This is a genomic window from Streptomyces sp. ACA25 (assembly GCF_028200735.1).
GTDB lineage: Bacteria > Actinomycetota > Actinomycetes > Streptomycetales > Streptomycetaceae > Streptomyces.
This window is the reverse complement of the sequence record NZ_JAQKPV010000001.1, coordinates 148,481-170,498: the sequence shown is the minus strand read 5'-3', so window position 1 is coordinate 170,498 and position 22,018 is coordinate 148,481. Positions and strand designations below refer to the sequence as shown.

The 22,018-nt window shown below is 70.0% G+C and carries 24 protein-coding genes and 1 pseudogene; 12 read left to right on the top strand and 13 right to left on the bottom strand.

Annotated elements, in window-relative coordinates; all coding sequences use genetic code 11:
- Window positions 1-58: 58 nt before the first annotated feature.
- Window positions 59-781, top strand: a complete 723-nt coding sequence (locus PJ985_RS00815; protein WP_271681511.1) for a restriction endonuclease — start codon at window positions 59-61, stop codon at window positions 779-781.
- 48 nt (window positions 782-829) lie between these two features.
- On the opposite strand, the gene PJ985_RS00810 is transcribed toward PJ985_RS00815, so the two are convergent.
- The 5 genes from PJ985_RS00810 to PJ985_RS00790 all read right to left on the bottom strand — a co-directional run bounded on the left by PJ985_RS00810 (window position 830) and on the right by PJ985_RS00790 (window position 4,351).
- Complete coding sequence (locus PJ985_RS00810) at window positions 830-1,300, bottom strand: NUDIX domain-containing protein (RefSeq protein ID WP_271681510.1); 471 nt, start codon at window positions 1,298-1,300, stop codon at window positions 830-832.
- Window positions 1,301-1,455: 155 nt separating this feature from the next.
- The gene (locus PJ985_RS00805) at window positions 1,456-1,821 is read right to left on the bottom strand and encodes a PH domain-containing protein (protein ID WP_271682046.1); all 366 of its coding nucleotides are present in this window, start codon (window positions 1,819-1,821) and stop codon (window positions 1,456-1,458) included.
- Between the two features lie 90 nt (window positions 1,822-1,911).
- Window positions 1,912-2,265 carry an STAS domain-containing protein gene (locus tag PJ985_RS00800; RefSeq protein ID WP_271681509.1) on the bottom strand — a complete coding sequence of 118 codons (354 nt, stop codon included), beginning with the start codon at window positions 2,263-2,265 and terminating at the stop codon, window positions 1,912-1,914.
- On the bottom strand, window positions 2,262-3,551 hold the full coding sequence (locus tag PJ985_RS00795) for a SpoIIE family protein phosphatase (RefSeq protein ID WP_443033342.1): 1,290 nt from the start codon (window positions 3,549-3,551) through the stop codon (window positions 2,262-2,264). The genes PJ985_RS00800 and PJ985_RS00795 overlap by 4 nt, the downstream gene beginning before the upstream one ends.
- Complete coding sequence (locus PJ985_RS00790; RefSeq protein ID WP_271682045.1) at window positions 3,548-4,351, bottom strand: alpha/beta fold hydrolase; 804 nt, start codon at window positions 4,349-4,351, stop codon at window positions 3,548-3,550. Before PJ985_RS00790 ends, PJ985_RS00795 begins: the two co-directional genes overlap by 4 nt.
- A gap of 488 nt (window positions 4,352-4,839) precedes the next feature.
- Here PJ985_RS00790 and PJ985_RS00785 point away from each other — a divergent pair, with 488 nt between their 5' ends.
- The 3 genes and pseudogenes from PJ985_RS00785 to PJ985_RS23415 all read left to right on the top strand — a co-directional run bounded on the left by PJ985_RS00785 (window position 4,840) and on the right by PJ985_RS23415 (window position 5,980).
- Window positions 4,840-5,064 carry a hypothetical protein gene (locus PJ985_RS00785; protein ID WP_271681507.1) on the top strand — a complete coding sequence of 75 codons (225 nt, stop codon included), beginning with the start codon at window positions 4,840-4,842 and terminating at the stop codon, window positions 5,062-5,064.
- Window positions 5,065-5,106: 42 nt separating this feature from the next.
- Window positions 5,107-5,531: pseudogene (locus PJ985_RS23420) on the top strand (IS5 family transposase).
- The gene (locus PJ985_RS23415) at window positions 5,456-5,980 is read left to right on the top strand and encodes an IS5 family transposase (RefSeq protein WP_443033385.1); all 525 of its coding nucleotides are present in this window, start codon (window positions 5,456-5,458) and stop codon (window positions 5,978-5,980) included. The pseudogene PJ985_RS23420 and the gene PJ985_RS23415 overlap by 76 nt, the downstream one beginning before the upstream one ends.
- A gap of 21 nt (window positions 5,981-6,001) precedes the next feature.
- Here the strand turns inward: PJ985_RS23415 and PJ985_RS00775 are convergent, their stop codons facing one another.
- From PJ985_RS00775 to PJ985_RS00765, 3 genes are all read right to left on the bottom strand, one after another.
- Complete coding sequence (locus PJ985_RS00775; protein WP_271681506.1) at window positions 6,002-6,904, bottom strand: carbohydrate ABC transporter permease; 903 nt, start codon at window positions 6,902-6,904, stop codon at window positions 6,002-6,004.
- The gene (locus PJ985_RS00770; RefSeq protein ID WP_271681505.1) at window positions 6,901-7,803 is read right to left on the bottom strand and encodes a carbohydrate ABC transporter permease; all 903 of its coding nucleotides are present in this window, start codon (window positions 7,801-7,803) and stop codon (window positions 6,901-6,903) included. The genes PJ985_RS00775 and PJ985_RS00770 overlap by 4 nt, the downstream gene beginning before the upstream one ends.
- A 127-nt stretch (window positions 7,804-7,930) precedes the next feature.
- The gene (locus tag PJ985_RS00765) at window positions 7,931-9,226 is read right to left on the bottom strand and encodes an ABC transporter substrate-binding protein (RefSeq protein ID WP_271681504.1); all 1,296 of its coding nucleotides are present in this window, start codon (window positions 9,224-9,226) and stop codon (window positions 7,931-7,933) included.
- Window positions 9,227-9,561: 335 nt separating this feature from the next.
- On the opposite strand from PJ985_RS00765, the gene PJ985_RS00760 reads away from it, so the two are divergent.
- From PJ985_RS00760 to PJ985_RS00735, 6 genes are all read left to right on the top strand, one after another.
- On the top strand, window positions 9,562-10,680 hold the full coding sequence (locus PJ985_RS00760) for an ROK family transcriptional regulator (protein WP_271681503.1): 1,119 nt from the start codon (window positions 9,562-9,564) through the stop codon (window positions 10,678-10,680).
- Complete coding sequence (locus tag PJ985_RS00755) at window positions 10,677-11,843, top strand: substrate-binding domain-containing protein (protein WP_271681502.1); 1,167 nt, start codon at window positions 10,677-10,679, stop codon at window positions 11,841-11,843. Before PJ985_RS00760 ends, PJ985_RS00755 begins: the two co-directional genes overlap by 4 nt.
- Entirely contained in the window at window positions 11,840-12,622 is a 783-nt protein-coding gene (locus PJ985_RS00750) for an ATP-binding cassette domain-containing protein (RefSeq protein WP_271681501.1), read from the top strand. The genes PJ985_RS00755 and PJ985_RS00750 overlap by 4 nt, the downstream gene beginning before the upstream one ends.
- Window positions 12,619-13,839 (top strand): sugar ABC transporter permease, encoded by a 1,221-nt coding sequence (locus PJ985_RS00745; protein ID WP_271681500.1) that lies wholly within the window; start codon window positions 12,619-12,621, stop codon window positions 13,837-13,839. The genes PJ985_RS00750 and PJ985_RS00745 overlap by 4 nt, the downstream gene beginning before the upstream one ends.
- A 126-nt stretch (window positions 13,840-13,965) precedes the next feature.
- Entirely contained in the window at window positions 13,966-14,427 is a 462-nt protein-coding gene (locus tag PJ985_RS00740) for an NUDIX hydrolase (RefSeq protein ID WP_271681499.1), read from the top strand.
- 377 nt (window positions 14,428-14,804) lie between these two features.
- Complete coding sequence (locus PJ985_RS00735; RefSeq protein WP_271681498.1) at window positions 14,805-16,526, top strand: cellulase family glycosylhydrolase; 1,722 nt, start codon at window positions 14,805-14,807, stop codon at window positions 16,524-16,526.
- A gap of 345 nt (window positions 16,527-16,871) precedes the next feature.
- Here PJ985_RS00735 and PJ985_RS00730 read toward each other — a convergent pair whose 3' ends face one another.
- Complete coding sequence (locus PJ985_RS00730) at window positions 16,872-17,558, bottom strand: glycoside hydrolase family 11 protein (RefSeq protein WP_271681497.1); 687 nt, start codon at window positions 17,556-17,558, stop codon at window positions 16,872-16,874.
- 440 nt (window positions 17,559-17,998) lie between these two features.
- On the bottom strand, window positions 17,999-18,262 hold the full coding sequence (locus PJ985_RS00725) for a hypothetical protein (protein ID WP_271681496.1): 264 nt from the start codon (window positions 18,260-18,262) through the stop codon (window positions 17,999-18,001).
- A gap of 112 nt (window positions 18,263-18,374) precedes the next feature.
- Between PJ985_RS00725 and PJ985_RS00720 the strand changes: the two genes are divergently transcribed.
- Window positions 18,375-18,593 (top strand): DNA-binding protein, encoded by a 219-nt coding sequence (locus tag PJ985_RS00720; RefSeq protein WP_271681495.1) that lies wholly within the window; start codon window positions 18,375-18,377, stop codon window positions 18,591-18,593.
- A gap of 135 nt (window positions 18,594-18,728) precedes the next feature.
- Here PJ985_RS00720 and PJ985_RS00715 read toward each other — a convergent pair whose 3' ends face one another.
- On the bottom strand, window positions 18,729-19,616 hold the full coding sequence (locus PJ985_RS00715) for a DUF4429 domain-containing protein (protein ID WP_271681494.1): 888 nt from the start codon (window positions 19,614-19,616) through the stop codon (window positions 18,729-18,731).
- Between the two features lie 201 nt (window positions 19,617-19,817).
- Entirely contained in the window at window positions 19,818-20,354 is a 537-nt protein-coding gene (locus PJ985_RS00710) for a GNAT family N-acetyltransferase (protein WP_271681493.1), read from the bottom strand.
- A 450-nt stretch (window positions 20,355-20,804) separates the two neighbouring features.
- On the opposite strand from PJ985_RS00710, the gene PJ985_RS00705 reads away from it, so the two are divergent.
- Entirely contained in the window at window positions 20,805-21,323 is a 519-nt protein-coding gene (locus PJ985_RS00705) for a hypothetical protein (RefSeq protein WP_271681492.1), read from the top strand.
- Window positions 21,324-21,816: 493 nt separating this feature from the next.
- Here the strand turns inward: PJ985_RS00705 and PJ985_RS00700 are convergent, their stop codons facing one another.
- A complete protein-coding gene (locus PJ985_RS00700; RefSeq protein ID WP_271681491.1) occupies window positions 21,817-21,954 on the bottom strand; it encodes a hypothetical protein in 138 nt (45 codons plus the stop codon).
- Window positions 21,955-22,018 lie beyond the last annotated feature (64 nt).

The following is a 22,018-nucleotide window of genomic DNA, read 5'->3' as shown; positions in this document are numbered from 1 at the left end:
CGGCGCCGATGCGGAAGCCAGACTCCCGGTGGGGACGGACGGGGTGGGGGGAGCGGGGATGGCGCGCACACGCGGACGCCGGTCACGCAGGCAGCGCGTCAGGACAGCGCGGAACCGGGCGGTGGCGGGAGCGGTGCTGCTCGCCTGCCTGCTGCTGTTCTGGTCGGAGGTCTGGCCGTACCTGCTGGTGGTGGCGGTGGCCGTCGGGCTCGGCGCGCTCGTCCGGTGGCTGTGGAAAACCGACCGGCTGCACCGGCTGGGCGACCGTGCCTGGCGGCGGCAGGACGCCCGGCAGGCCGCGCTGCGCAGCCTCACCTCCGCCGACATTGACGCGATGAGCGGCACCCGGTTCGAGGACCTGGTGGCCGACCTGTGCCGCCGGGACGGCTGCCGCGAGATCCAGCGGGTCGGCGGCTCCCGGGACAACGGCGTCGACATCACCGGGCGCCTGCCCGACGGGCGGCGCATGGTCGTGCAGTGCAAGCGCTACGCCCCGCACAGCGCCGTCTCCAGCGGAGCGGTACGCGACCTGATGGGGGCGCGGATCTACGCCGGGGCGGAGGTGGCGGTGCTGGTGACCACCGCCCGGTTCAGCCGTCCGGCTCAGGAGACCGCCCGGGCCGGAGACGTGGTCGCCATCCACCGCGACCTGCTGGGCCACTGGCATCACGGCACACCCCTCACCGCCCTCGCCGGACTCCGGGGCGCCGGGCAGGGCGACCTCCGGCACCTGCGCCGCTGGAAGCGCACCTACGGCAAGCAGAAGCGACCGGCGGGCTGACGCCCCGGGCGGCGCCGGGGATGCGTGGGGCCCGGGTCCTGGGCTGTGTCAGGGGGCGAGACGGCCGATGAGCCGGTCCAGGAAGACCCGCTGGCCGCTCACGAGCCTGACCCGGGCGTCCTCGGGGGAGAACCACGCCACCCGGTCGATTTCCGGGAAGGTGCGCAACACGCCCGAGCCACGGGGCCACTCCAGGGTGAAGGTCCCCGGATCGACCGCACCGGGATCGACCTGCCCCTGCACCGCCCACACCGTCACGATCTTGCCGCCCGGCTGCCGTGCCTCGCCCAACGGCAGGTACACCCCCTCCGGGGGAGGCAGCCCGAGCTCCTCCCGGAACTCGCGGCGGGCGGCATCCCGGGCCTCTTCCTCCGGGGTGTACTCCCCTTTGGGCACCGACCACGCGCCCGCGTCCCGCCGCGCCCAGAACGGGCCGCCCATGTGCCCGAGCAGCACCTCCGGGCCGCTGCCCGGGGCGACCCGGAACACCAGCAGACCCGCGCTGCGCTTCGCCGCCATACGCCCAGTCTCCACCCCCCGCCCGCCGCTGCCTCGGCACGGCAGCGCGACGCTCAGGGCGCGTCTCCACGTCGACACGCCGCGTTGTCACGGGGAAAGCGCCCGATTCGCCGGCCCTGCCCCCCCCCCGCACGGCCCACGTTCCGGGCCGGGCGTCAGCTGGTCACGAACTGCGTCATGATGGCCTGCACCTCGTAGATGTCGACGCCCTTGGTGAAGGTCTTCTGCACCGGAGTGGGGTTGCTGGAGATCCAGATCTTCAGCTCGGCGTCGAGATCGAAGGTCCCGGCGGTTTCCACCGCGAAGTGCGTGATGCTCTTGTAGGGAATGGAGTGGTACTCCACCTTCTTCCCCGTGATCCCCTGTTTGTCGATGAGGATGAGCCGGCGGTCGGTGAAGAGCATGGTGTCGCGTATCAGCAGGTAGGCGGCGTGGACCTGTTCGCCGTGGCCGAGCAGCCGCGCGTAGTCCTGCTGCGCCGCCGCCGGGTCGATGGTGTGGGCGTTGCCGAACAGCGCCATGACGGATCCCCCTGTGTGCAGCACCGTGCGAGTGTCGCACTCGGTATACCCCGGATCCGGGCCCAGGACCCCCGGCCGTGGTCCGGGGCTTCAGGGGTGGGCGGCCCGGGCGGCGGTCGCCGCATCGGCGTCCGGATAGCGTACGAAGATCTGATCCAGGCCGATGATGCCGAACACCCGTGCGGTGTTCGGTGGTACGGCAGCCAGGGCGATGTCCGCCCGGGCGGCCTTCGCGCGGTTGCGGGCGAAGAGGAAGGCCGTGATGCCGCTGGAGTCGCAGAAGGTCAGCCGGGCCAGGTCCAGGACCAGCAGCTGGCCCTGCCCCAGGGCCAGACTCTCCACGCTCCGGCGCAGGTGGGCGGCGTTGCGGTGGTCGAGGTCACCGGTGATCTCCAGGACGGGACCGGTGGCGGCGTCTCGGGTGGCGATCGTCAACTCGTTCATGTCATTTCTTTGCTCGGCGGGCCGGTGGGGTGCGCGGGGACACCGAGAGCGAGCAGAGCGGTGTCGTCGTCCAGACCGCCGGCGAAACCGGCGAGCAGGTCCGTGAGCGCGGTGATCAGTTCGTGCGGGCCGACCGGACAGAGACCGGCGGCGAAGGTGCGCAGGGCCTCGTCACCGAACAGCGCCCGGTCCTTGCCCACGCGGGCTTCGGTGAGGCCGTCGGTGTAGAGCAGCAGCGTGTCGCCCGGGCCGAGAGTCGTCCGGGCGGCGGTGAACTGCGGATCGGGCAGGATGCCGACGAGCAGCCCGCCGGGGGTGGACAGGTACGCGGCACAGCCGTCGGAGCGCAGCACCAGGGCGGGGGGATGGCCGCCGGAGGCGAGATCGACGGTGACGCCGTCCGGGCCGGGGGAGAGGATCCCGAAGACGGCCGTGCAGTAGCGGGGGTCACCCTCGGCGTACTCCTCGTGGAGCACGGTGTTGAGAGTGGTCAGCGCGGTGACCGGGTCGGGATCGTGCAGGGCGGCGGCGCGCAGGGTGTAGCGCGTCAGCGAGGTGAGGGCGGCGGCCTGCGGACCCTTGCCGCAGACATCACCGAGGAAGAACGCCCATCGCTTCCCGTCCAGCGGAAACAGGTCGTAGAAGTCGCCGCCGAGCCGGTCCGGGGAGGCGGTGTGGTAGTGGGAGGCGGCCTCCATGCCCGGAACGGCGGGCAGCGCGGCGGGCAGCAGGCTCTGCTGCAGGACCGCGAGGGCCTCCTTCAGCCGTTCCTGGCCGGCTTCCGCCCGCTTCCGCTCCTCGTCGGCGGCCTGGCGGCTGCGCAGCAGCTCGGTCTCATAGGCGCGGCGCTCGCGGGCGTCGAAGACGGTGGTGCGGATCAGCAGCGGCTCCCCGTCATCACTGGTCTTCACCACGGAGGTGAGCAGAACCGGAAGCCGGCCGCCGTCGGCCGTCCTCAGGTCCAGGGCCACGCCGCCGGCCTGGCCCTCCATGCGGAGCATGGGGGCGAAGTGCGTCTCGTAGTAGATCTTGCCGCCGACGGTGAGCAGGTCGGCGAACGTCAGGCGGCCCACCACATCCGCACGGGAGAGACCGAGCCAGTTCAGCAGCGTGGTGTTGAGCTTGGCTATGGAGCCGTCCATGAGGGTGGAGAGGTAACCGCAGGGGGCGGACTCGTAGAGGTCCTCCGGGCTGTCCTCCAGCAGTGCGGTGAACGCCGCGTCCGTGGCGGCCTCGTCCGCGTCCGCGTCCGACCGTTCGGGGTCCTGCCCCGCCCGGCACATCACCGTATCTCTCGGGCGAAGGAGGCGATCGCGGCTGAGGTCGCCTCGGGGGCGCTCAACTGGGGGCAGTGCCCGGTCGCTTCCAGTGTGACCAGCCGGCTGTCCGGGATCGTGGCCTGGACGAAGGCCCCCACCTCCCGCGGCGCGATCATGTCCTCGGTGCACTCCAGCACCAGGGTCGGTACCTTCACCGTTCGCAGATCCTCGCGGTTGTCGGCGAGGAAGGTCGCGCGGGCGAAGGTGCGGGCGACCTCCGGCGCGGTGGCGCAGAAGCTCGCGGTCAGTTCCCGGCCGAGCTCCGGCCGCTCCGGGTTGCCCATGATCACCGGTGCCATGGCGGACGACCAGCTCACATGGTTGGCCTCCAGCGATTCCAGGAGCTCTTCGATGTCCTCGGCGCTGAATCCGCCCCGGTAGTCCTCGTCGTCGAGGTAGCGCGGTGAGGGACAGATCATGGCCAGGGCGGCGAACCGCTCGGGGGCGGCAGCCGCCGCGAGCACCCCGGTCATGGCGCTGACCGAGTGCCCGACGAAGGTCACGTCGCGCAGATCGAGCTCTTCGACGATCTCGACGACGTCCCGGGCGTAACCGTCCAGTGCTGCGTAGCGTTCCTCGCTCCAGGCGGAGAGGTCGGAGCGGCCCGACCCCACGTAGTCGAACATCACCACCTGGAAGTCCTCGGCAAGGGCGGGAGCCACCAGGCGCCACATGTTCTGGTCACAGCCGAACCCGTGCGCCAGCACCAGTGGCCGGCCGCCCGGGCGGCCGGCCACCGTCACGTTGTTCCTGCTGCGGATGTCCATAAGGGACATCTTGCCACCACCGTCTCCGGGCACCGGAGGCACCCGGCCGCTCCCGCCCCGGCCGGGGCGCTTCCTCGCTGTCCCGGCACTAGTGCCGCATCAGGCAACGTTCGCCCTGGCGACGATCTTGCGTAGGCGCTCGTTGGAGGCATGCTTGTTCCGCCAGATGATGTAGCGGCGGATCATAGGGCTTGTGGAGATCGTCGCCGAACTTGGGCGGGAGCATGGGCCGCTCACTGAGGATCCACGCCGCTCAGCGGGAGAAGTCCGGCAAGGCGGAGGAGTCAGGCCCGGAGGCTCAGGTGTGGAGCCGGCGGAGGGAGGGCAGGGTGAGGCCAGGGCTGCTGCGAGGGCTGCGGTGGCCAGACGAGTAAGTCCGGTGTCCTGGGCCAGCGATGAGCTTCCACGGGCGGCGGCACGGCGCCGCAACCGCCCCGCTCCCTTCGGGCGTCCCCACCACTGGAGACCGATCGCGAAGGGATACCCGCTTGGACGTGGACCAGGGCCTCGTATGGCTCCTCCTAATCGCCCTGTTCGCCCTGTTCGCCCTGCTGTGGTGGCTGGACAGCCGTAAGACCGCCGGTATGCGGCCGTACCGGCGCCGCCGCCGGAAGTACGGGGGCGGCGAGAGCCGCGTCGACAGCCCAGGCTACGGGGGCGAAGGATCCGGCGGAGGAGGCGGGGACGGTGGCGGTGGCGGTGGGGGCGACTAGGGTCTGTTGCGAAAGTGGATCTTGATTGGCGATGATCATGGTGTGGCGCGAGGGGATCTGACGGATCGGCAGTGGGCTCAGCTGGAGCCGTTGCTGCCGACGGGGAAGAAGACGGGCAGGCCGCGGACGTGGACGCGTCGGCAGCTGATCGACGGGATACGGTGGCGGACCCGAGCGGGTGCCCCGTGGCGGACGTACCCGAGCGATACGGTCCGTGGGACCGGGTCTACGACCTGTTCCGCCGATGGCAGCGCGACGGCACCTGGAAGCGGATCCTGGAGCAACTGCAGGTCCAGGCCGACGCGCAGGGTCTGATCACCTGGGATGTGAGCGTGGATTCGACTGTCTGCCGTGGCCATCAGCACGCCGCCGGCGCGCGTAAGAGGGGGATCTGCAGCGCGAGCCGCCCGGCGGAATCGAGACCGAACCGGGCGACCATGGCCTCGGACGGTCCCGAGGTGGCCTGACCACGAAGATCCACCTCGCGACCGAGCAGGGGCAGAAGCCGCTGTCGCTGCTGATCACTGCCGGGCACCGGCACGACAGCCCGCAGTTCCAGCCTGTCCTCGAACGCATCCGCGTCCCCCGCACCGGTCCTGGACGACCGCGCACCAAACCGTCCAGGGTTCGTGCAGACAAAGCCTACGGCCCTCGCGCGAACCGCTCCTACCTGCGCAGACGCAGGATCGGATGCACCATCCCGGAGAAGGCCGACCAGGTCCGCAACCGCAAGAAGCTCGGCTCCCGAGGCGGCCGGCCGCCGGTCTTCGACAAGGAGGACTACAAGGACCGCCACGCGGTGGAGTGCGGGATCAACCGGCTGAAACACCACCGTGCGGTGGCCACGAGATACGACAAATTAGCCGTGCGCTACGAGGCGACAGTGCTGGTCGCAGCCATCAACGAGTGGCTTTGACCAGCACTTTCACAACAGACCCTAGCTCTTGACGGAGCCGGACATGAGGCCGCCGATGAAGTACTTGCCGAGGATGATGTACACCAGGAGGGTCGGCAGGGAGGCGAAGAGCGCGCCCGCCATCGAGACCCCGTAGTTCTGGAGCAGGGCGCCGTTGGCGAGGTTGTTGAGCGCGAGCGTCACGGGGCCGTTCTGGGTGGAGGAGAAGAACACCGCGAAGAGGAAGTCGTTCCATGCCGAGGTGAACTGCCAGATCAGGACGACCACGAAGCTCGGTACGGACAGCGGCAGGATGACCGACGCGTAGGTGCGCAGCATCCCGGCGCCGTCGATGCGCGCGGCCTCGACGAGTTCGTGCGGGATGGTCTGGTAGTAGTTGCGGAAGATCAGAGTCGTGATCGGGATGCCGAACACCACGTGCAGCAGGATCAGCGTCGGGACACCGCTGGGCAGTTGCAGGTCGAGGACGAGCTGGTTCAGCGGGATGATCACTGCCTGGTACGGGATGAACATCCCGAACAGGATCAGGGCGAACACGGTGTTGGCGCCGCGGAAGGACCACCGGGAGAGCACGAAGCCGTTGATGGAGCCCAGCAGGGCGGCGAGGATCGCCGACGGGACGACCATCTGGAGGGTCCGCCAGATCGCCGGGGCGAGGGCGTCCCACGCTTCTTCCCAGTTGTCCAGCGTCCAGGTGGTCGGGAGGGACCAGGCTCGCGCGGGGGACGCGTCGCCCGCGCCCTTGAAGCTCGTCACGAACAGCACGTAAACGGGGACCAGGACGAGCAGCACGAAGAAGAGCAGGCCCGCGTAGCGCAGGGTGCGGGCGAGGGTGAAGCCGCTCGGGCGCCGGGCGGGTTCCGGGCGGACCGGTTTCCCCGCGACCTCCTGTGGAGGGACCGGCTGGGCGCTGAGCGCGGTCATCGTGTCTCCTTGCGATTCGTGCGGATGAGATAGGGCACGACCACCAGGGCCACGAGAACCAGCAGGACCATTCCGACCGCGGCGGCGTTCGCGTAGTCGAAGCTCGACTTGTACACGTACATGTCGACCGCGGGGACCTTGGTCTGGTAGTTCGCCGGCTTCGAGATCGACATGATGAGGTCGAAGGATTTCAGCGACATGTGGCCGATGATGATGAGCGCGGACAGCGCGATCGGGGACACCTGCGGGAAGAGCACATGGCGGTAGAGCTGCCAGGTGGTGGTGCCGTCCATGCGGGCGGCCTCGCGCAGCTCTTCGGGGATGCCGCGGAAGCCCGCGAGGAACAGGGCCATGACGTAGCCCGACAGCTGCCAGATCGCCGGGATCGCGATGGCGGTGATGCCGTAGTCGACGTTGTTCCACCAGTTGTTCTGGAGGAAGTCGAGGCCGGTCATCTGGAACAGTCGGTTCAGGCCGGTGGCGCTCTCGCCCTGGTTGGAGTTGAGCAGCCAGCGCCACACCACACCCGAGGCGACGAAGGACACGGCCATCGGGAACAGGTAGATCGAGCGGAAGATGCCTTCGCCCTTGACGGGCCGTTCCAGCATCCAGGCCCACACGAAGCCCATGACCATGGTGCCGACCAGGAAGACCACGGTGTACAGGAACAGGTTCTTCAGCGAGTGCTGGAAGGCCTCGCTGCTGAGCAGCTCGAAGTAGTTGTCGAAGCCGACGTGTTCGGATGGCTGCTGGCCGGTGGCCTGTCCGGCGGTGTGGACGTCGGTCATCGACGTCCGGAGGTTCACGGCGATGAGCCCGTAGACGAACAGGCCCACCAGGAACAGAGATGGGGCGAGCAGAAGCAGGGGTGCTCCGGCCCTCTTGACGGATGTGATCATCGATGTCTCCCTGGAGCGCCGCGGTGCGCGGCCGGCCCGGGTGGGCCGGCGTGGCACCGCGGCGCGGTCCGGACCCGGCGCCGGCCGCGCACCGCGTGCGGGGCGGACGGCGGTGTCCCGGGAAGGGTCAGCCGGCCGTCGCGGCGGCGAGCTCGGACTGGAAGGTGTCGACGTCGGATGCGCCGGAGGTGAACTTGCTGGTGGCGTCCGAGACCGCGTTGAGGACCGCGACCGGGGCCGCGGCGCCGTGCGCCAGGGAGGAGACGATGGTGTCCTGGCCGAACGACTCGATGGCCGTCTGCTGGTACTCGGAGAACTCGTTCGGGTCGGCGTCGGTGCGGGCCGGGATGGAGCCCTTCGCCTTGTTGAACGCGGTCTGGCCCTCCAGCGAGCCGACCGTCTCCAGCCACGCCTTGGCGCCGTCCTCGTTCGGGGCGCCCACCGGCAGGGTGAAGGAGTCGGCGAGGAAGTCGAAGACGCCGTCCGTGCCGGGGACCGGGAAGGCCGTGAAGTCGGTGCCCAGGACCTTGTCCTGCTCCTCGAAGGCCGCGACCGCCCAGTCGCCCATCACGTTGAAGGCGGCCTGGCCGTCGATGACGAGCTGGGTGGCCTCGGGCCAGTCCAGTCCGTCGCGGTCGCTGTTGGTGTAGCTCATGGCCTGCTCGAAGTCCTCGAGAGCCGCGGTGACCTCGGGTCCTTCCCAGTCGGTCGAGCCGTCCCACAGCCCGGTGTAGTCGTCGGCGCCGAGGCCGGCGAGGAGGACCGTCTCCAGCAGGTGCACCTGGGTCCAGGCGGTGGCGACCGACAGTGGGGTGACGCCCGCTTCCTGCAGGGTGTCCATGTCGGCGAACCACTCGTCGAGCGAGGTGTAGTTCTTTTCCGGGTCGAGGCCGTTGTCCTCGAGCACGTCCGGGTTGGCCCACACGACGTTCGCCCGGTGGATGTTCGAGGGAACCGAGTAGATGTTGCCCTCGTGGGTCAGCAGGTCGACGAGGTCGGCCGGGAAGGCGTCCCGTAGATCGAACTCGTCGTACAGCGGTGAGACGTCCTCGAGCTGCGCGGCGTTGATGTAGTCCAGCAGCTCCAGGCCGGCGTGCGCCTGGAAGGTGTCCGGCGGGTCGCTGGCCTGGAGGCGGGACTGCAGGAGGTCCTTGGCGGCGGAGCCCGCACCGCCGGCGACGGCTCCGTTGACGAACGTGATGTCGGGGTGCTGCTCGCCGAAGACACCCACCATGGCGTCCAGGCCCGCTTTCTCGGAGCCGGCTGCCCACCAGGTGAAGACCTCGACCTCGGAGGCTGAACCGCCGCCGTCGCCGGAGCCGGTGCCACCGGCGTCGTCCGAGCCGCCGCCGCACGCCGCGAGTGTCAGGCCGGCGATGGCTGCGCCCGCCACCATCGCGCTGGTTCTGCGATTGACACGCATTCGAATCCCTACGCCTTCGTTGCCGTACCGGGGATCGGCGCGCGTGGGGGTCCCGCGCTGCCGACCGGGACGCCGGGGTGAGCCCTCGTCGTCCGGCGCCCATCAAAAGCCCGGAGCCCCCTGGAGTCAAGAAGTAAATCCAAAGAGACGTTCAACCGTTTCTTAGCATCGGGCTGTGTATGCAAGTCCGCTCCGGCGCCCCCTCCCCGCAGCCCTGAGTTCGGACTGTGTCCCTGGCGCGGGCCACGGCAGGCGGTATCCTGACCGCTGTGCGCGCTGACCGGGTGACACCGGGTTCGCAGACTTCACTACGTGAGGCCAACCGAGCCCGGATCGTGAGCGCCGTCCAGCGGCGTGGCTCGCTCACGCAGATCGAGCTGGCCGGCGTCACCGGCCTGTCCCCGGCGACCGTCTCCAACATCGTCAAGGAGCTCGCCGGCGCCGGCGTGCTGCACACCTCCCCGTCCACCCGCAGCGGACGCCGGGCCCTCCAGGTCACCCTCGCCCGCAACCTCGGCCTGGTGGCGGGGGTGCACTTCGGCACGAGGTCCTTGCGGGTCGCCCTCGCCGACGCCTCGATGCAGGTGCTCGCCGACCAGCGCATGCCCCTCGCTCCCGATCACCGCGCCGACGCCGGGCTGCGCCGTGCCGCGCTGCTGATCACGGAAATGGTCGAGTCGCTCGACGCCCGCACCGACGAGCTGCTCGCCGTGGGGGTCTGCATCCCCGCCCCGGTCGACCGCCGCACCGGCCGCATCATCACGGTGGGCATGCTGCGCGGCTGGGACGGGATCGCGGTACCGGAGATGCTCGGCGAGGAGCTGAACGTCCCGGTGACCGTCGACAACGACGCCAACCTCGGTGCCCTGGCCGAGACCCGCTTCGGCGCCGCCACCGGTCGCGATGCCGTCGCCTACCTGCGGGTCTCCCACGGGGTGGGCGGCGGACTGATCCTCGGCGGCCGGCTCCTGCACGGCCGCGCGGGGGGCGCCGGCGAGATAGGGCATGTGACGATCGACGAGAACGGCCCGATCTGCCGGTGCGGCAACCGCGGGTGCCTGGAGACCTTCGTCGGGGCCCCGGCTCTCCTCGGCATGCTCGCGGCCAGTCACGGACATCTCACGCTGCGGGACGTCATCACCCGCGCCGAGGAGGGCGATCCCGGCTGCCGACGCGTGCTGTCCGACACCGGGCAGCACCTCGGTGTCGCCGCCGCGAACCTGTGCAACCTGGTGGACCCGGAGATCATCGTGGTGGGCGGCCGGCTCGCGGAGGCGGGCGAAGTCCTCCTCGGACCGATGCGTACCGTCGTCGGGCAGCGCACCATGCCCAGTACCGCCGGCCCCGTCGAGGTCGTCGCCGCCGCGCTCGGTGCCGCGGCCGAGGTCCGCGGCGCGCTCGCGGTCGCTCTCGACACGGCCCGCCTCAGTGGCGCCCTGGGAGTGAGCGTATGACCGGTACCCACGGCCCGTCCGTGCCCCGCCACCCGCGGCGTCCCCGCACGCACGCCCGGAGCCGGGCCCGGCACCGCCTGGCCGTGCTCGGCACCGCGGCGCTTCTGCTGGCCGGAACGGCGTGCGCCCCCGGCACTCCCGGCACCGCGAACACCCCCGCGCCGGGGCCCTCCGAGGGCGCCATCGCCCTGCTGCTGCCCGAGGTGAAGACAGCAAGGTACGAGACCACGGACCGGCCCACGTTCCTCGGCGTCGTCGAACGCCGCTGCCCCACCTGCCAGGTGTTCTACGCCAACGCCGCCCAGGACGCGGCAACGCAGGCGCAGCAGGCCGAGTCGATGCTCGCCCGCGGCGCGGACGTCCTGGTGCTCGGGGCCGTGGACGCGGTGGCCGCCGAGAGCATCGTCCGGGAGGCGGAACGTCACGGCGTCCCCGTCATCGCCTACGATCGGTTCATCGCGGACGCCGACGTCGACTACTACGTCTCGTTCGACAGCGAGCTCATCGGCTACCTGCAGGGCACGGCCCTGGCGGCCGCGCTGCGGGAGCAGGGCCCCCGCCCGGACGGACGCCCTCCCGGCATCCTCCTCGTCCACGGCTCCCCGACCGACTCCAACTCCGCCGAGCTCGCCGCCGGGGTCCACCGTGCGCTCGAAGGAGAGGACATCGAGGTGCTCGCCGAGTACGACACCCCCGACTGGAGTCCGGACAAGGCCACCGACTGGGTCGAGAGCCAGCTCACCCAGCACGCCGGCCGCGTCGACGGCGTCTACGCAGCCAACGACGGCATCGCGGGCGGCGCGATCGCCGCCATGAAGGCCGCCGGGATCGACCCCGTGCCCCCCGTCACCGGGCAGGACGGCGAACTCGCCGCGGTGCAGCGCATCGTCTCCGGCGATCAGTACATGACCGTCCACAAGGCCACCATCCAGCAGGCCCGCACCGCCGCCGAGCTCGCCGTGCGCGTCCTGCGCGGCGAGACACCCCGCACCGCCGCCGTCATCGACGGTGTGCCGAGCCTGCTCCTCGCCCCCCGGGCGGTCGGGGCCACGGAGGTGCGGCGCATCATCGTCGACGGCGGGGTGCACACGGTCGACGACATCTGCACCCGTTCCTATGCCACGGCGTGCGTCCGGGCCGGCCTGCTCGAGGAGACGCCGTGAGCCCCCCGGCCACCCCCGCCACCCCGGACTCCGGCCCCGTGCTCTCGCTGCGTGGGGTGTCGAAGAACTTCGGCGGCGTACGGGCCCTGACCGCTGTCGACCTCGACGTGCACCCGCACGAGGTCCTCGCCGTCGTCGGGGACAACGGCGCAGGCAAATCGACCCTCGCCGGAGTGATCGCGGGTGTCCACCGGCCCGACGCCGGGCAGCTCCTGGTCAACGGCAGCCCCGCGACTCTCGGCTCCCCCGCAGGAGCCCGCAGCCACGGCATCGCCGCGGTCTTCCAGGACCTTGCCCTCTGCGACAACCTCGACGTCGTCGAGAACCTCTTCCTCGGGCACGAACGCACCCGCGGCGGGTTTCTCGACGAGGTCGCGATGGAACGCGAGGCCTGGGAGCTGCTCGGACAGCTGGCCACCAACGTCCCGTCCGTCCGCCTGCCGGTGCGGGAGCTGTCCGGCGGGCAGCGGCAGCTGATCGCGGTGGCCCGGGCCCTGCTCGGCGCGCCCCGCATCGTCGTCCTCGACGAGCCGACCGCCGCGCTCGGCGTCCGGCAGACCGCCGAGGTCCTCAACCTCGTCGAGCGGCTGCGCGAGCGCGGGCACGCCGTCGTCCTGATCAGCCACCAGGCAGCCGACCTGCAGGCCGTCGCTGACCGGTTCGTCGTGCTGCGCCTGGGACGGGTGGCCGGTGAGCTCGACGCCGCCGGCGTCGGGTACGAGGACCTCCTCGCCGCCATGACCGGCGCGAGCCGGCCCAGTGGCAGGAAGCACCGATGATCCCCGCATCCGCCTCTCCCCCGTTGCGCCCGCACCCCGCCGCCCACGAGAGCGACGGGCCCTGGGGACGCCTGCTGAGCCGTCTCCCCGACCGGGAGCTCGGCATGCTCCCGGTGTTCGGCGCCCTCCTCCTCATCTGGGCCGTCTTCGGCATCCTGAACCCGGCGTTCCTCTCCGCCGAGAACCTCGTCAACCTGACGCTGCAGAGCGCTCCCACCGGGGTGATCGCGCTCGGAGTCGTCCTGGTGCTGCTCGTCGGGCAGATCGACCTCTCGGTCGGCTCCGTCAGCGGGCTCGCGGCGGCCGTCGTGGCGGTCACCACCGTCCTGCGGGACTGGCCCGTCGCGGCCGGCATCCTGCTCGCCCTCGCGGTGGGCGTGTGTGTCGGCCTCGGCTACGGATTCCTCGCCACCCGGCTCGGACTGCCGAGCTTCGTGCTCACCCTCGCCGGGCTGCTCGTCTTCGCCGGCGTGCAACTGCACGTGCTCGGACCGCGGGGATCGGTCAACCTGCCCTTCGAGTCCGGGCTTGTGCGTTTCGTCCAGCAGGGCTTCCTGTCCCCACTGGCGGCCTGGCTCCTGGTGGCCGGGGTGATCGCCGCGGTGACCGCCGTCCAACTGGTCGAGCGGTCCCGGCGGGTGCGCGCCGAGCTGCCCCGGGTGAGCACGACCCGGCTGATCCTGCGCACCGCCGCGCTCGCCGCGTTGCTCAGCGCCACCGTCGCCTACCTCGGGACGGCCCGCGGCATCGGCTACTCGGTGGTTCTCTTCGTGTCGCTCGTCGTCGCGGTGGACGTGCTGCTGCGCCGGACCCGCTGGGGGCGGTCCGTGCGAGCGGTGGGCGGCGACCGGCGGTCCGCGCTTCTGATGGGGGTGTCCGTCCGGCGCGTCACGGTGTCCTGCTTCGTCGCCTGCTCGACGTTCGCCGCGCTCGGCGGGGTCCTCGCGGCCGGGCGGCTGGCCGCCGCGAACCAGGGAACGGGGGGCGCGGAAACGTACCTCACCGCCATCGCCGCCGCGGTGATCGGCGGGACGAGCCTGTACGGCGGCCGGGGCAGTGCCTGGTCCGCGCTGCTCGGAGTCCTCGTCATCACGTCCCTCTCCAGCGGCCTCACGCTCCTCAACCTGGACACCGCGACCCGCTGGATCGTCACCGGTCTCGTGCTCGTCCTGGCCCTCACCGCCGACACCCTCCTGCGCGGCCACCGCAGCCCCTGAGCCACCGCCGGTCCCGAGGCGCCCGGTGTGGCATCGTGCAGCGGAGGACTCAATCAGCGCCCCCTGACCGGCCGCGCTCCGGAGGGTGCGGCCCCACCTCGAACGAGACGGAGCCCCCGATCCCCGATGAGCAACAGCTCTGAGTGGTACGCCGCAGAAATCGGCCGCTACGTGGCCGCGGCCGTCGTCATGCGTCACGGTAAGGCGCTCGTCCTCCGTCGCAGAGCCGACGACTTCCTGGGCGGCATCTGGGAGCTTCCCAGCGGCAGGATGGATTCCGGGGAGACCATCGAGCAGGCTCTCGCCCGGGAGCTCAGGGAGGAGACGGGCCTGCGCACCCAGTCCGATCCCCGGATGATCGGTACCTTCGACTACCGGTCCAAGTCCGGCCGGAGGACCCGGCAGGTCAACTTCGTGACCACGGCGGACCGGAGCGACGTCGAGCTGACCGAGCACGACGCAGCGGAGTGGATCGACGCGGACCAGGTCGGGGACTGGCCGCTGACGGAGGAGACGCGGGGCATCCTCCGCGCCGCCTTCGCGGCAGGCGGCGAAGGGGCCGAGTCGGCAGCTCCCCGGCAGCCCTGAGCCGGACGGCCGGTCCCGGTGTTCCGGATCGGCCGTGGCTCCTGATCGCCCGGGGGCCGCCCGCCCAGTGACCGCCTGGGCCCGTGTCCGGCCGGTCCTGGCCCCCGCGGTCCCGAGTGCCGTGCGCGGCTTCTTATGCGAACGGCGTTCGACAGCTAGCATCCGTGGCGGTGGATGGGAGCGCTCCCATCCGAGTCCAGTGGAGTGCTGCGGCGGCACGAGCAGCCGGACGCCGGTCATGACGTCCGCGCGCCCGTCCGAGTCGTTCCGCCGGGGTGCGGCGACCTGCGGTCCGGCGGGTGAGAGCCGGGCCGGCGAGCTGCCCGGAACCACCGCACCGCTCCTCCTCGAAACTGATGCGATGGGAAGGGACGACTGTGAAGAGCCGTTTCAGAGCGTTCTCGACTGCCCTGACCGCGTTGGCGGTGTTCCTCGGTCTGGCTGTCCTGCCGCCCGCGGCCGGGGCCGCGGTCCCGGGGCCGGCCGCCGGGGACCCGGTGGGGACGACCGCCGCGGAGGAGGTGGTCGCCGCCATGCAGCCCGGCTGGAATCTGGGCAACACCCTCGACGCGACGGGTGAGGACGAGACGTCGTGGGGCAATCCGAGGGTCACCCGGGAACAGCTGAGGAGCATCCGGGCGCAGGGCTTCGAGAGCATCCGCATCCCGGTGACGTGGAGCCGGCATCAGGGCCCCGCCCCCTCGTACACGATCGACCCGGCGTACCTGGAGCGCGTCGAAGAGGTCGTGGGCTGGGCGCTGGACGAGGGCTTCCACGTACTGATCAACGTGCACCACGACTCGTGGCAGTGGGTCCACCACCTGCCGACCCAGTACGACACCGTGCTGGCCCGCTACACCGCGACCTGGACCCAGATCGCCGAGACCTTCCGCGACGCGCCTCCCGAGCTTCTCTTCGAGAGCATCAACGAGCCGTTCTTCGAGGGCAGCTCCGGCGAGGCGCAGGACGCAGAACTGCTGCACGAGCTGAACAGCACGTTCCACACCCTGGTGCGCGGGTCCGGCGGTGACAACGCCACCCGCCTGCTGGTCCTGTCCACGCTGCACGCGTCGCCCGAGCAGGCCCGGATGGACGAACTGCTCGACACCTTCTCCGTGCTGGACGACCCGCACCTCGTGGCGACGGTCCACTTCTACGGCTACTGGCCGTTCAGTGTGAACGTCGCCGGGCACACCCGCTTCGACGCGGCCACCCAGCAGGACCTTGTCGACACCTTCGACCGCGTCCACGACACCTTCGTCGCCGAAGGCATCCCCGTGATCATCGGCGAGTACGGGCTGCTCGGATTCGACCGGAACACCGACACCATCCAGCAGGGCGAGAAGCTGAAGTTCTTCGAGTACCTCGGCAACTACGCGCGTGAGAAGCAGCTCACCACGATGCTGTGGGACAACGGCCAGCACTTCAACCGCACCGCGCTCCGGTGGAACGACCCGAGCCTGTACCGGCAGATCAAGTCGAGCTGGACGGTGCCCTCCAGCACCGCGTCCTCCGATCAGATCTTCGTCCGCAGGTCCGGGACCCCGTCGGACGCGACGCTCACCCTGAACCTCAACGGCAACCGCCTGACCTCGCTCGTCAACGGTTCCGAGCGCCTCGTCCGGGGCCGGGACTACACCGTCCGCGGTGACCGGCTCACCCTCACGGCCGCCACCCTGGCCCGTCTCACCGCCTCGCAGGAGTACGGCGTCAACGCCGTCCTGTCCGCCCGGTTCTCCCGGGGGGTCCCGTGGGACATCCATGTCCTGACCCATGAGACCCCCGTCCTGGAGGGGGCCACCGGTACGACGGACTCCCTGGTGATCCCGACCGCTTTCCGCGGTGATCAACTGGCCACCATGGAGGCGGTGTACGCGGACGGCACCAACGCCGGCCCGCACGACTGGACGTCCTACAAGGAGTTCGGCGCCGCCTTCGCACCGGACTACGCCGCCGGCGAGATCACCCTGCCGTCCGCCTTCTTCCAGAACATCAGGGACAACGACCCGGTGACGCTCACCTTCCACTTCTGGAGCGGCGAGACCGTCACGTACACGCTCACCAGGACCGGGACCACCGTGACCGGTATCCCCGGCTGACCGACTGCGGGGGCGGGGCCCGGCGGCGCGCCGGGCCCCGCCCGTCGGCTGGAACGTCAGCCGCTGACGGTGATGTTGGAGTGAGACAACTGGATGACGGTAAGGGTGCCGAAAATTATCGGAGATTCTGCGGAGTGTCTGCGCAAGCCGGTCGGTGTTCCGTGACAGATGAGGACGTGGCCCCGCACCCCGGCCGGGGTGCACCGTGCCTCGCGGCAGCACCGTGGCGCGGCGGACCATGACCGCCGCGCCACGGGTGCGGTGTGCCGGGTCTCCCGTCGGGTGGGAGTGGTCCTGTTCCGTGCCCGGCGGGCCGAGGGGGCCTGCTCCAGGGCTGCCGGACTGTCAGCTCATCCAGATGTTGGAGTACCCGCTGCTCCGGTAGCCCTCCGTCGCCATGATCATGTAGTGGTTGAAGGTCCCCAGATTCATGCCGGCGCGGTTCCACGCATCGAAGTGTGTACCCGTGTCGATGCTCCCCTGGGGCCGCCTGCCCCGATTGACGCTCCAGTACTGGGCGAAGGTCCGCGTGCCCTCGACGGAGGGCTCGTTGTACCGCATGGTGTGGTAGATGTCGTACGTCACGCCGTTGCTGGAGACGGTGCCGCGGTGGTCACCGGTGGGCCGGTAGGTGCCGTAGTTGTCGACGATGTAGTACTCCACGAGCGGGTTCGACGTCCATCCGTAGAGACACATGTAGCTGTTGCCGGACGGGCTGTAGTTGCCCGACCAGTTCACCGTCCGGCGGCTGCCGTTGCGCCAGCCCTTGCCGCACACGAAATTTCCGGTGTTGCTCCAGTTGACGGTGTAGTTCCCGCCGGCGCCCAGGGTCATGGACACCGACCCGCCGCCGTCGGTCCAGAACGAGTAGAAGTAGCCGTCGTGGGTGCCGGTCTGATTCGTGTTGATGGTCTGGGCGTGGGCGGTGCCGGGCAGCATCAGCGCGGACGCGCCGCCCAGTGCCAGGGCGCCGGCACCCCCGATCAGGCCTCGGCGGCTCAGGGAGCGGGCGGGGGTCTTGTCCTCGTGCATGCTTCCTCCTTGTGAAGGCAGGTGGGAGGCCAGGCAAAGTGGTTCCACCCGGCCGGCCTGTGGGGGCCCGTGAGGACACCGACATGCGTCGGCGTCCTCGCAACACGGTGGGGCTGGCCGGTCGTCGTGCGCCCTCGACCGGAGAAAACGAGTCATGTGGGTGACCCGGACCGACGGCGCTGGGCGCCTGTCGGTGTCATGTCATGTTGCGGCGGGGGTGTCCGGCTGTCAACGGTTTCCGCAAAGTTACCGGGAACCTCCTGTCGACCAGTGATCCCTCTCTGTAACAAGATCCCTGTTCAGCGGTGCTGCTCAGGGCCCGGCGGCCGGAGATCGGTCGCTACAAGCCGTGCGGACATCAAGATCCGATGGAATCTCACCGAAAATTATCGGTGAGATTCCGGGCCGGGAAGGGCGGAGCGGTGGGATGAGGCCGCTCCTCAGCCTCCGGTGACGCCGTCCGCCATGTCGCGCAGCAGGTCGAGGTGCCCTCGAACCAGCGCCACACGGCTGACCACACCCGCCACGGACATCAGGGGCGAGCTCGGCAGGGGTGCCTTCCTCGCATCCTCGTCGGTCAGACCTTCGCACGTGGCCGCGAACCGTGTCCCATCGTCCTGCTGACAGAACCAGCAGAAGTATGCGGCTGCGAAGGTATGGACGAAACGCCAGGTCGACAACTGCTTAGAGGTCGCGAGAACCATGAGGCTCTTCCGCCGGGAAGTGGGGTAGCTTGACGAAAAAACCGACGACTGAGCTGAACTGCCACATGGCGCTTCAGTCCCGCTCGCTGCGCACCGACCGGAAGGAAGCCCGATGACCCGAACACCTGATGTACGTCCGGTGGGGGACCTCCCGAACGAGATCGGCAGGACTGCCGCACGCGAGCTCTCTCTCAACAGCATCACCAGCCTTGAGCAGGTGGCTGCCCGCTCGCGAAAGGAGCTGCTGGCCATTCACGGGGTCGGACCGAAGGCGATTGCCATTCTCGGTGAGGCGCTGGCCGCAAAGGGCCTCGACTACAAGGGCTCCTGAGGACTCTGCACCGAGTGGTCGAGGCACCGAGTGGTCGAGTGTGCCCGTGCTGACCGCCCTGAAGGGCGCGCCGGCACGCCGACCGGGGGGCGATTCCTGTGCCGCCGCTCTCCGTCACTGTCGCGGGCCGATCTCTCAGAAGCGTTCCAGCAGGGCCCGCTTGGCCTGCGTGAACTCTTCCTCGGTAAGCACTCCGGACGCGCGCAGTTCCCCGAGCTCCCGAAGCCGACGCAGCAGCCCGTCGTGGTCGTGCTCACGCTTTTCGCCCGGCGTGTGCGGCTCCTTCGTCAGGCGGGCCGGCTCAGCGGGCGTGCCCCCGGAGGGGTGCGGCAGCCTCGCGGAGACGGCGGCGACCATCAGCGCGCCCTGCGCGATCTCCCTCGCTTCACGTAGGCCCCACAGCACGACGGCATAGGGGTCGTGGGTCCCCTTCATGGGCACGTAGTTGCCCTTGGGTACGAAGCGCAGCGAGCCGTTCTCCCAGGTGGCCCTGGTCCACTCGACTCGCTCCAGCTCCGAGAGCGGTATCGTCCGCGGACCGGCGGACTTCTTGACCTCCTCCGCGCCCCAGTCCCACTCGATGCGCACCTGTTCGCCGTCGAAGTGCACCCTGCCGTCGGAGCCCTGGAAGACGCGGGGAACCGGCGGGCCGGGCAGCAGGTAGCGGTCGCTCGGGGTGTCCACCGGGACCTGCTCGAGCAGCAGGGCGTTGCGCACCGCGTCCGCGAGATACTCGGCGGCTCCGGCCCTGTCCTTGTCCACCTGAAGGCTGTACGGATTGGCCGCGTCCGGCAGATCCGGGGCCCCCTGGGTGAACGGGTCGGCGCCCTCGCGCATCCGCAGGCGGAGGCGCCCGCCTTTCCGGCCGGGCTCGTACGACACCCCAGCGATCGCGGCGAGCGGAATGGACACTTCGCCCATCTCGATGCGCAGTTGATGCACGCCTCGCCCCCGCCCGGGCACCAGCCGCAGAACTTCCCCGTCGAACGCCCAGGTGCCTTCCTTCTGAGTGATCTCTGCCATCCCCCGATTGTGACAGCGGCTCGCGCGGGACGCGCCGGTGTTCGCATCGTGCGGACCGCTCCACACCGAGCTGCTCCGGTGGAGCTGGACGCGGAGAACCTGGACGGTGCGGCGACACCGGGGAAGTCGCGAAGCTGATCGGAGTGGCCTGCCGCAGCTTCACAGATCAAGGATGATCGCTCCGACACCCTCCCGGCCCGCTCAGATCCGGAGACGCCATCTCACGTCGATGCCCGTCTCGCCGGGTGCTTCCGGCCCGTCCGACACCTGCACGTGCTCGAGCTCGGTGAAGCCCAAACGGCGGGCAACGGCACCACTCGCGGAATTGGCCTTGTCGTGGTGGATTTCGACGCGATCGATTCCTGGCAGCTTTCGAGCGGCCTGCACGAGGGCAGCCGCGGCCATAGTGGCCAGCCCTTTCCCCGTCCACGCGTGATGGAGCCAGTACCCGATCTCCAGACCGCCCGTTCCAATCCGGCGGTGCAGTCCGCAGCTGCCGGCCACTACTCCACCCGAGGTGATCGCGTACAGATATTCCTGCCCCGTGGCCCACTGCTCTTCGGAGTACGTCAGGAAGGCTGTTCCTTGCTTCCGGTCGTGCGTCGCTGCAAAGGGCATCCATGGCAGCAGGTGATCACGCGACTCGGTGATCACCCGATGCAGCGTGTCGATGTCGTTGACACGCCATCGGCGCAGTTCGACCCGGTCAAAACGCAGCACCTCAGCAGGCTGTCCCATGACCGGGATGTTTCCTCAGTCTCTCTGGATCGACAACGCAATAAAAAGCACCGACTGTTTGACGGGGCCTGCATGACAGGGGAGGGGGCAGCGGCTGTCCGACAGTTGTCGTAGAGCTGAATGAAGTTACCGCGTTGATCAAGGACTGGCGGAGGGGACGTAGGGGTTGAGCGGGGCGGGGAGCGCCGTGGCCGGAACAACTCCGCGAGGGTGTGCCTCCAGCCCGACGAGGTGGAAGCGCCGTGTCGCCCTCCGTCCCGAGCAACTGGTACCGGACGTGCCGCCCGCGGCCTGAGCCACCGCTGAGTATGCTCCACTATGCTCAATGCCGTTCGGTAAGTGACCGTGACGGCACAGGATTTGACCACTTGCGGGAGTGGCTTGGATGGGAACCGCCATGCGTCTTCTCGTCCCGCAAGGGCGTATCGAACGGTAACCGGAGGTGTGGGGATGAGCGGGTACAGACGTGCAGCTGTGGTGCTGGCCGCAGTGCTGCTGGGTGGATCGATGACGACGGGCACGGCCAATGCCGCGACGTCGAGTGACGTGTGCGGTTCGACGAGCACACCCGCCGGGTGGGTCGAGGTGAGGTACTGGGACAGCACTCAGTGCGGTCCGACCGGTGGCGGCATGTACAACATGAAGCGGATCACGGACACCAGCGGCGTGGGCGCCGGTGGCACGGTGTCGGCGTGCACCTACAGCCCGCGGCCGGCCGGATTCCACGTCACCAAGTACTCGTCGATCTCCGACTGCAACCGGAGCCGTGGCGGTAGCAGCGACTACCACAACCGGACCGACCTGGTGAAGCTCACCGGGCTTCCGGCTGGCAGCACCCGGACGATCTGCGGCCTGTTCGACGTTCCGGCCGGGTGGACGGTGGTCCAGCGGTCCAGGTCCATGGACTGCCAGCAGTACAAGTACGGGCTCCCGTCCAACAACAACGTGATGACCATCCGCAAGTCCTGACCCGCCCATCGGGGCGTGAACGTGACGCACCGCGTGGCCGTCGGCAGGTGAGGGCCCTGATGGGGGCACCCGGTCCTCATCAGGGCACGCAACTGACGCACGGTCCCCCTCGGTGCCTCGCCCTACGAGGAACCCCCGGGTCGCCGACCCGGGGGTTCGGTCCGGAGCGGGCGACGAGGATCGAACTCGCGCGCTCTGCCCGGTTGCCACGGTTCGGGTGGATGGGGCATCGACGCCCACAGTCCGCGGACCGGCGGAGCCCGATCGCCAGGGGCACAACAGGTCACTCGGGCAGCAGACGGAGTCATGCCGGGTCTGCGTGCCGACTTGCCTGCGCGCCTCTTGCTGACGGGGGAGTACAGGTGAGCATCGGCACCCCCGCCGCCGTTTCCACGGCCGTGCTGTCGCTGCGGCGGGCTCGGCGTTTCGCTGAGGCCGGCACGGTCGGCTCACGTTGACTGCTCGGGTACGGGCGGTGCTGCGACAGTGCCGTTCAGGCGCAGCCCGTACCGGGGAAGTCCGCTGAGGTGCGGATCATCTGCTGCTGCGGACAGCAGCGCGCGCGTTGCCGCGCCGCCCACTCGCCGCGTTCGGCGCGCCGCTCCAGCTCGACGATCTCTCTCCGCTCCATGAGGGATGTCGCGATGTGCTGCTGCGCACGGGAGTCGCCATGGCCAACTCCACTCTTGTGGCCG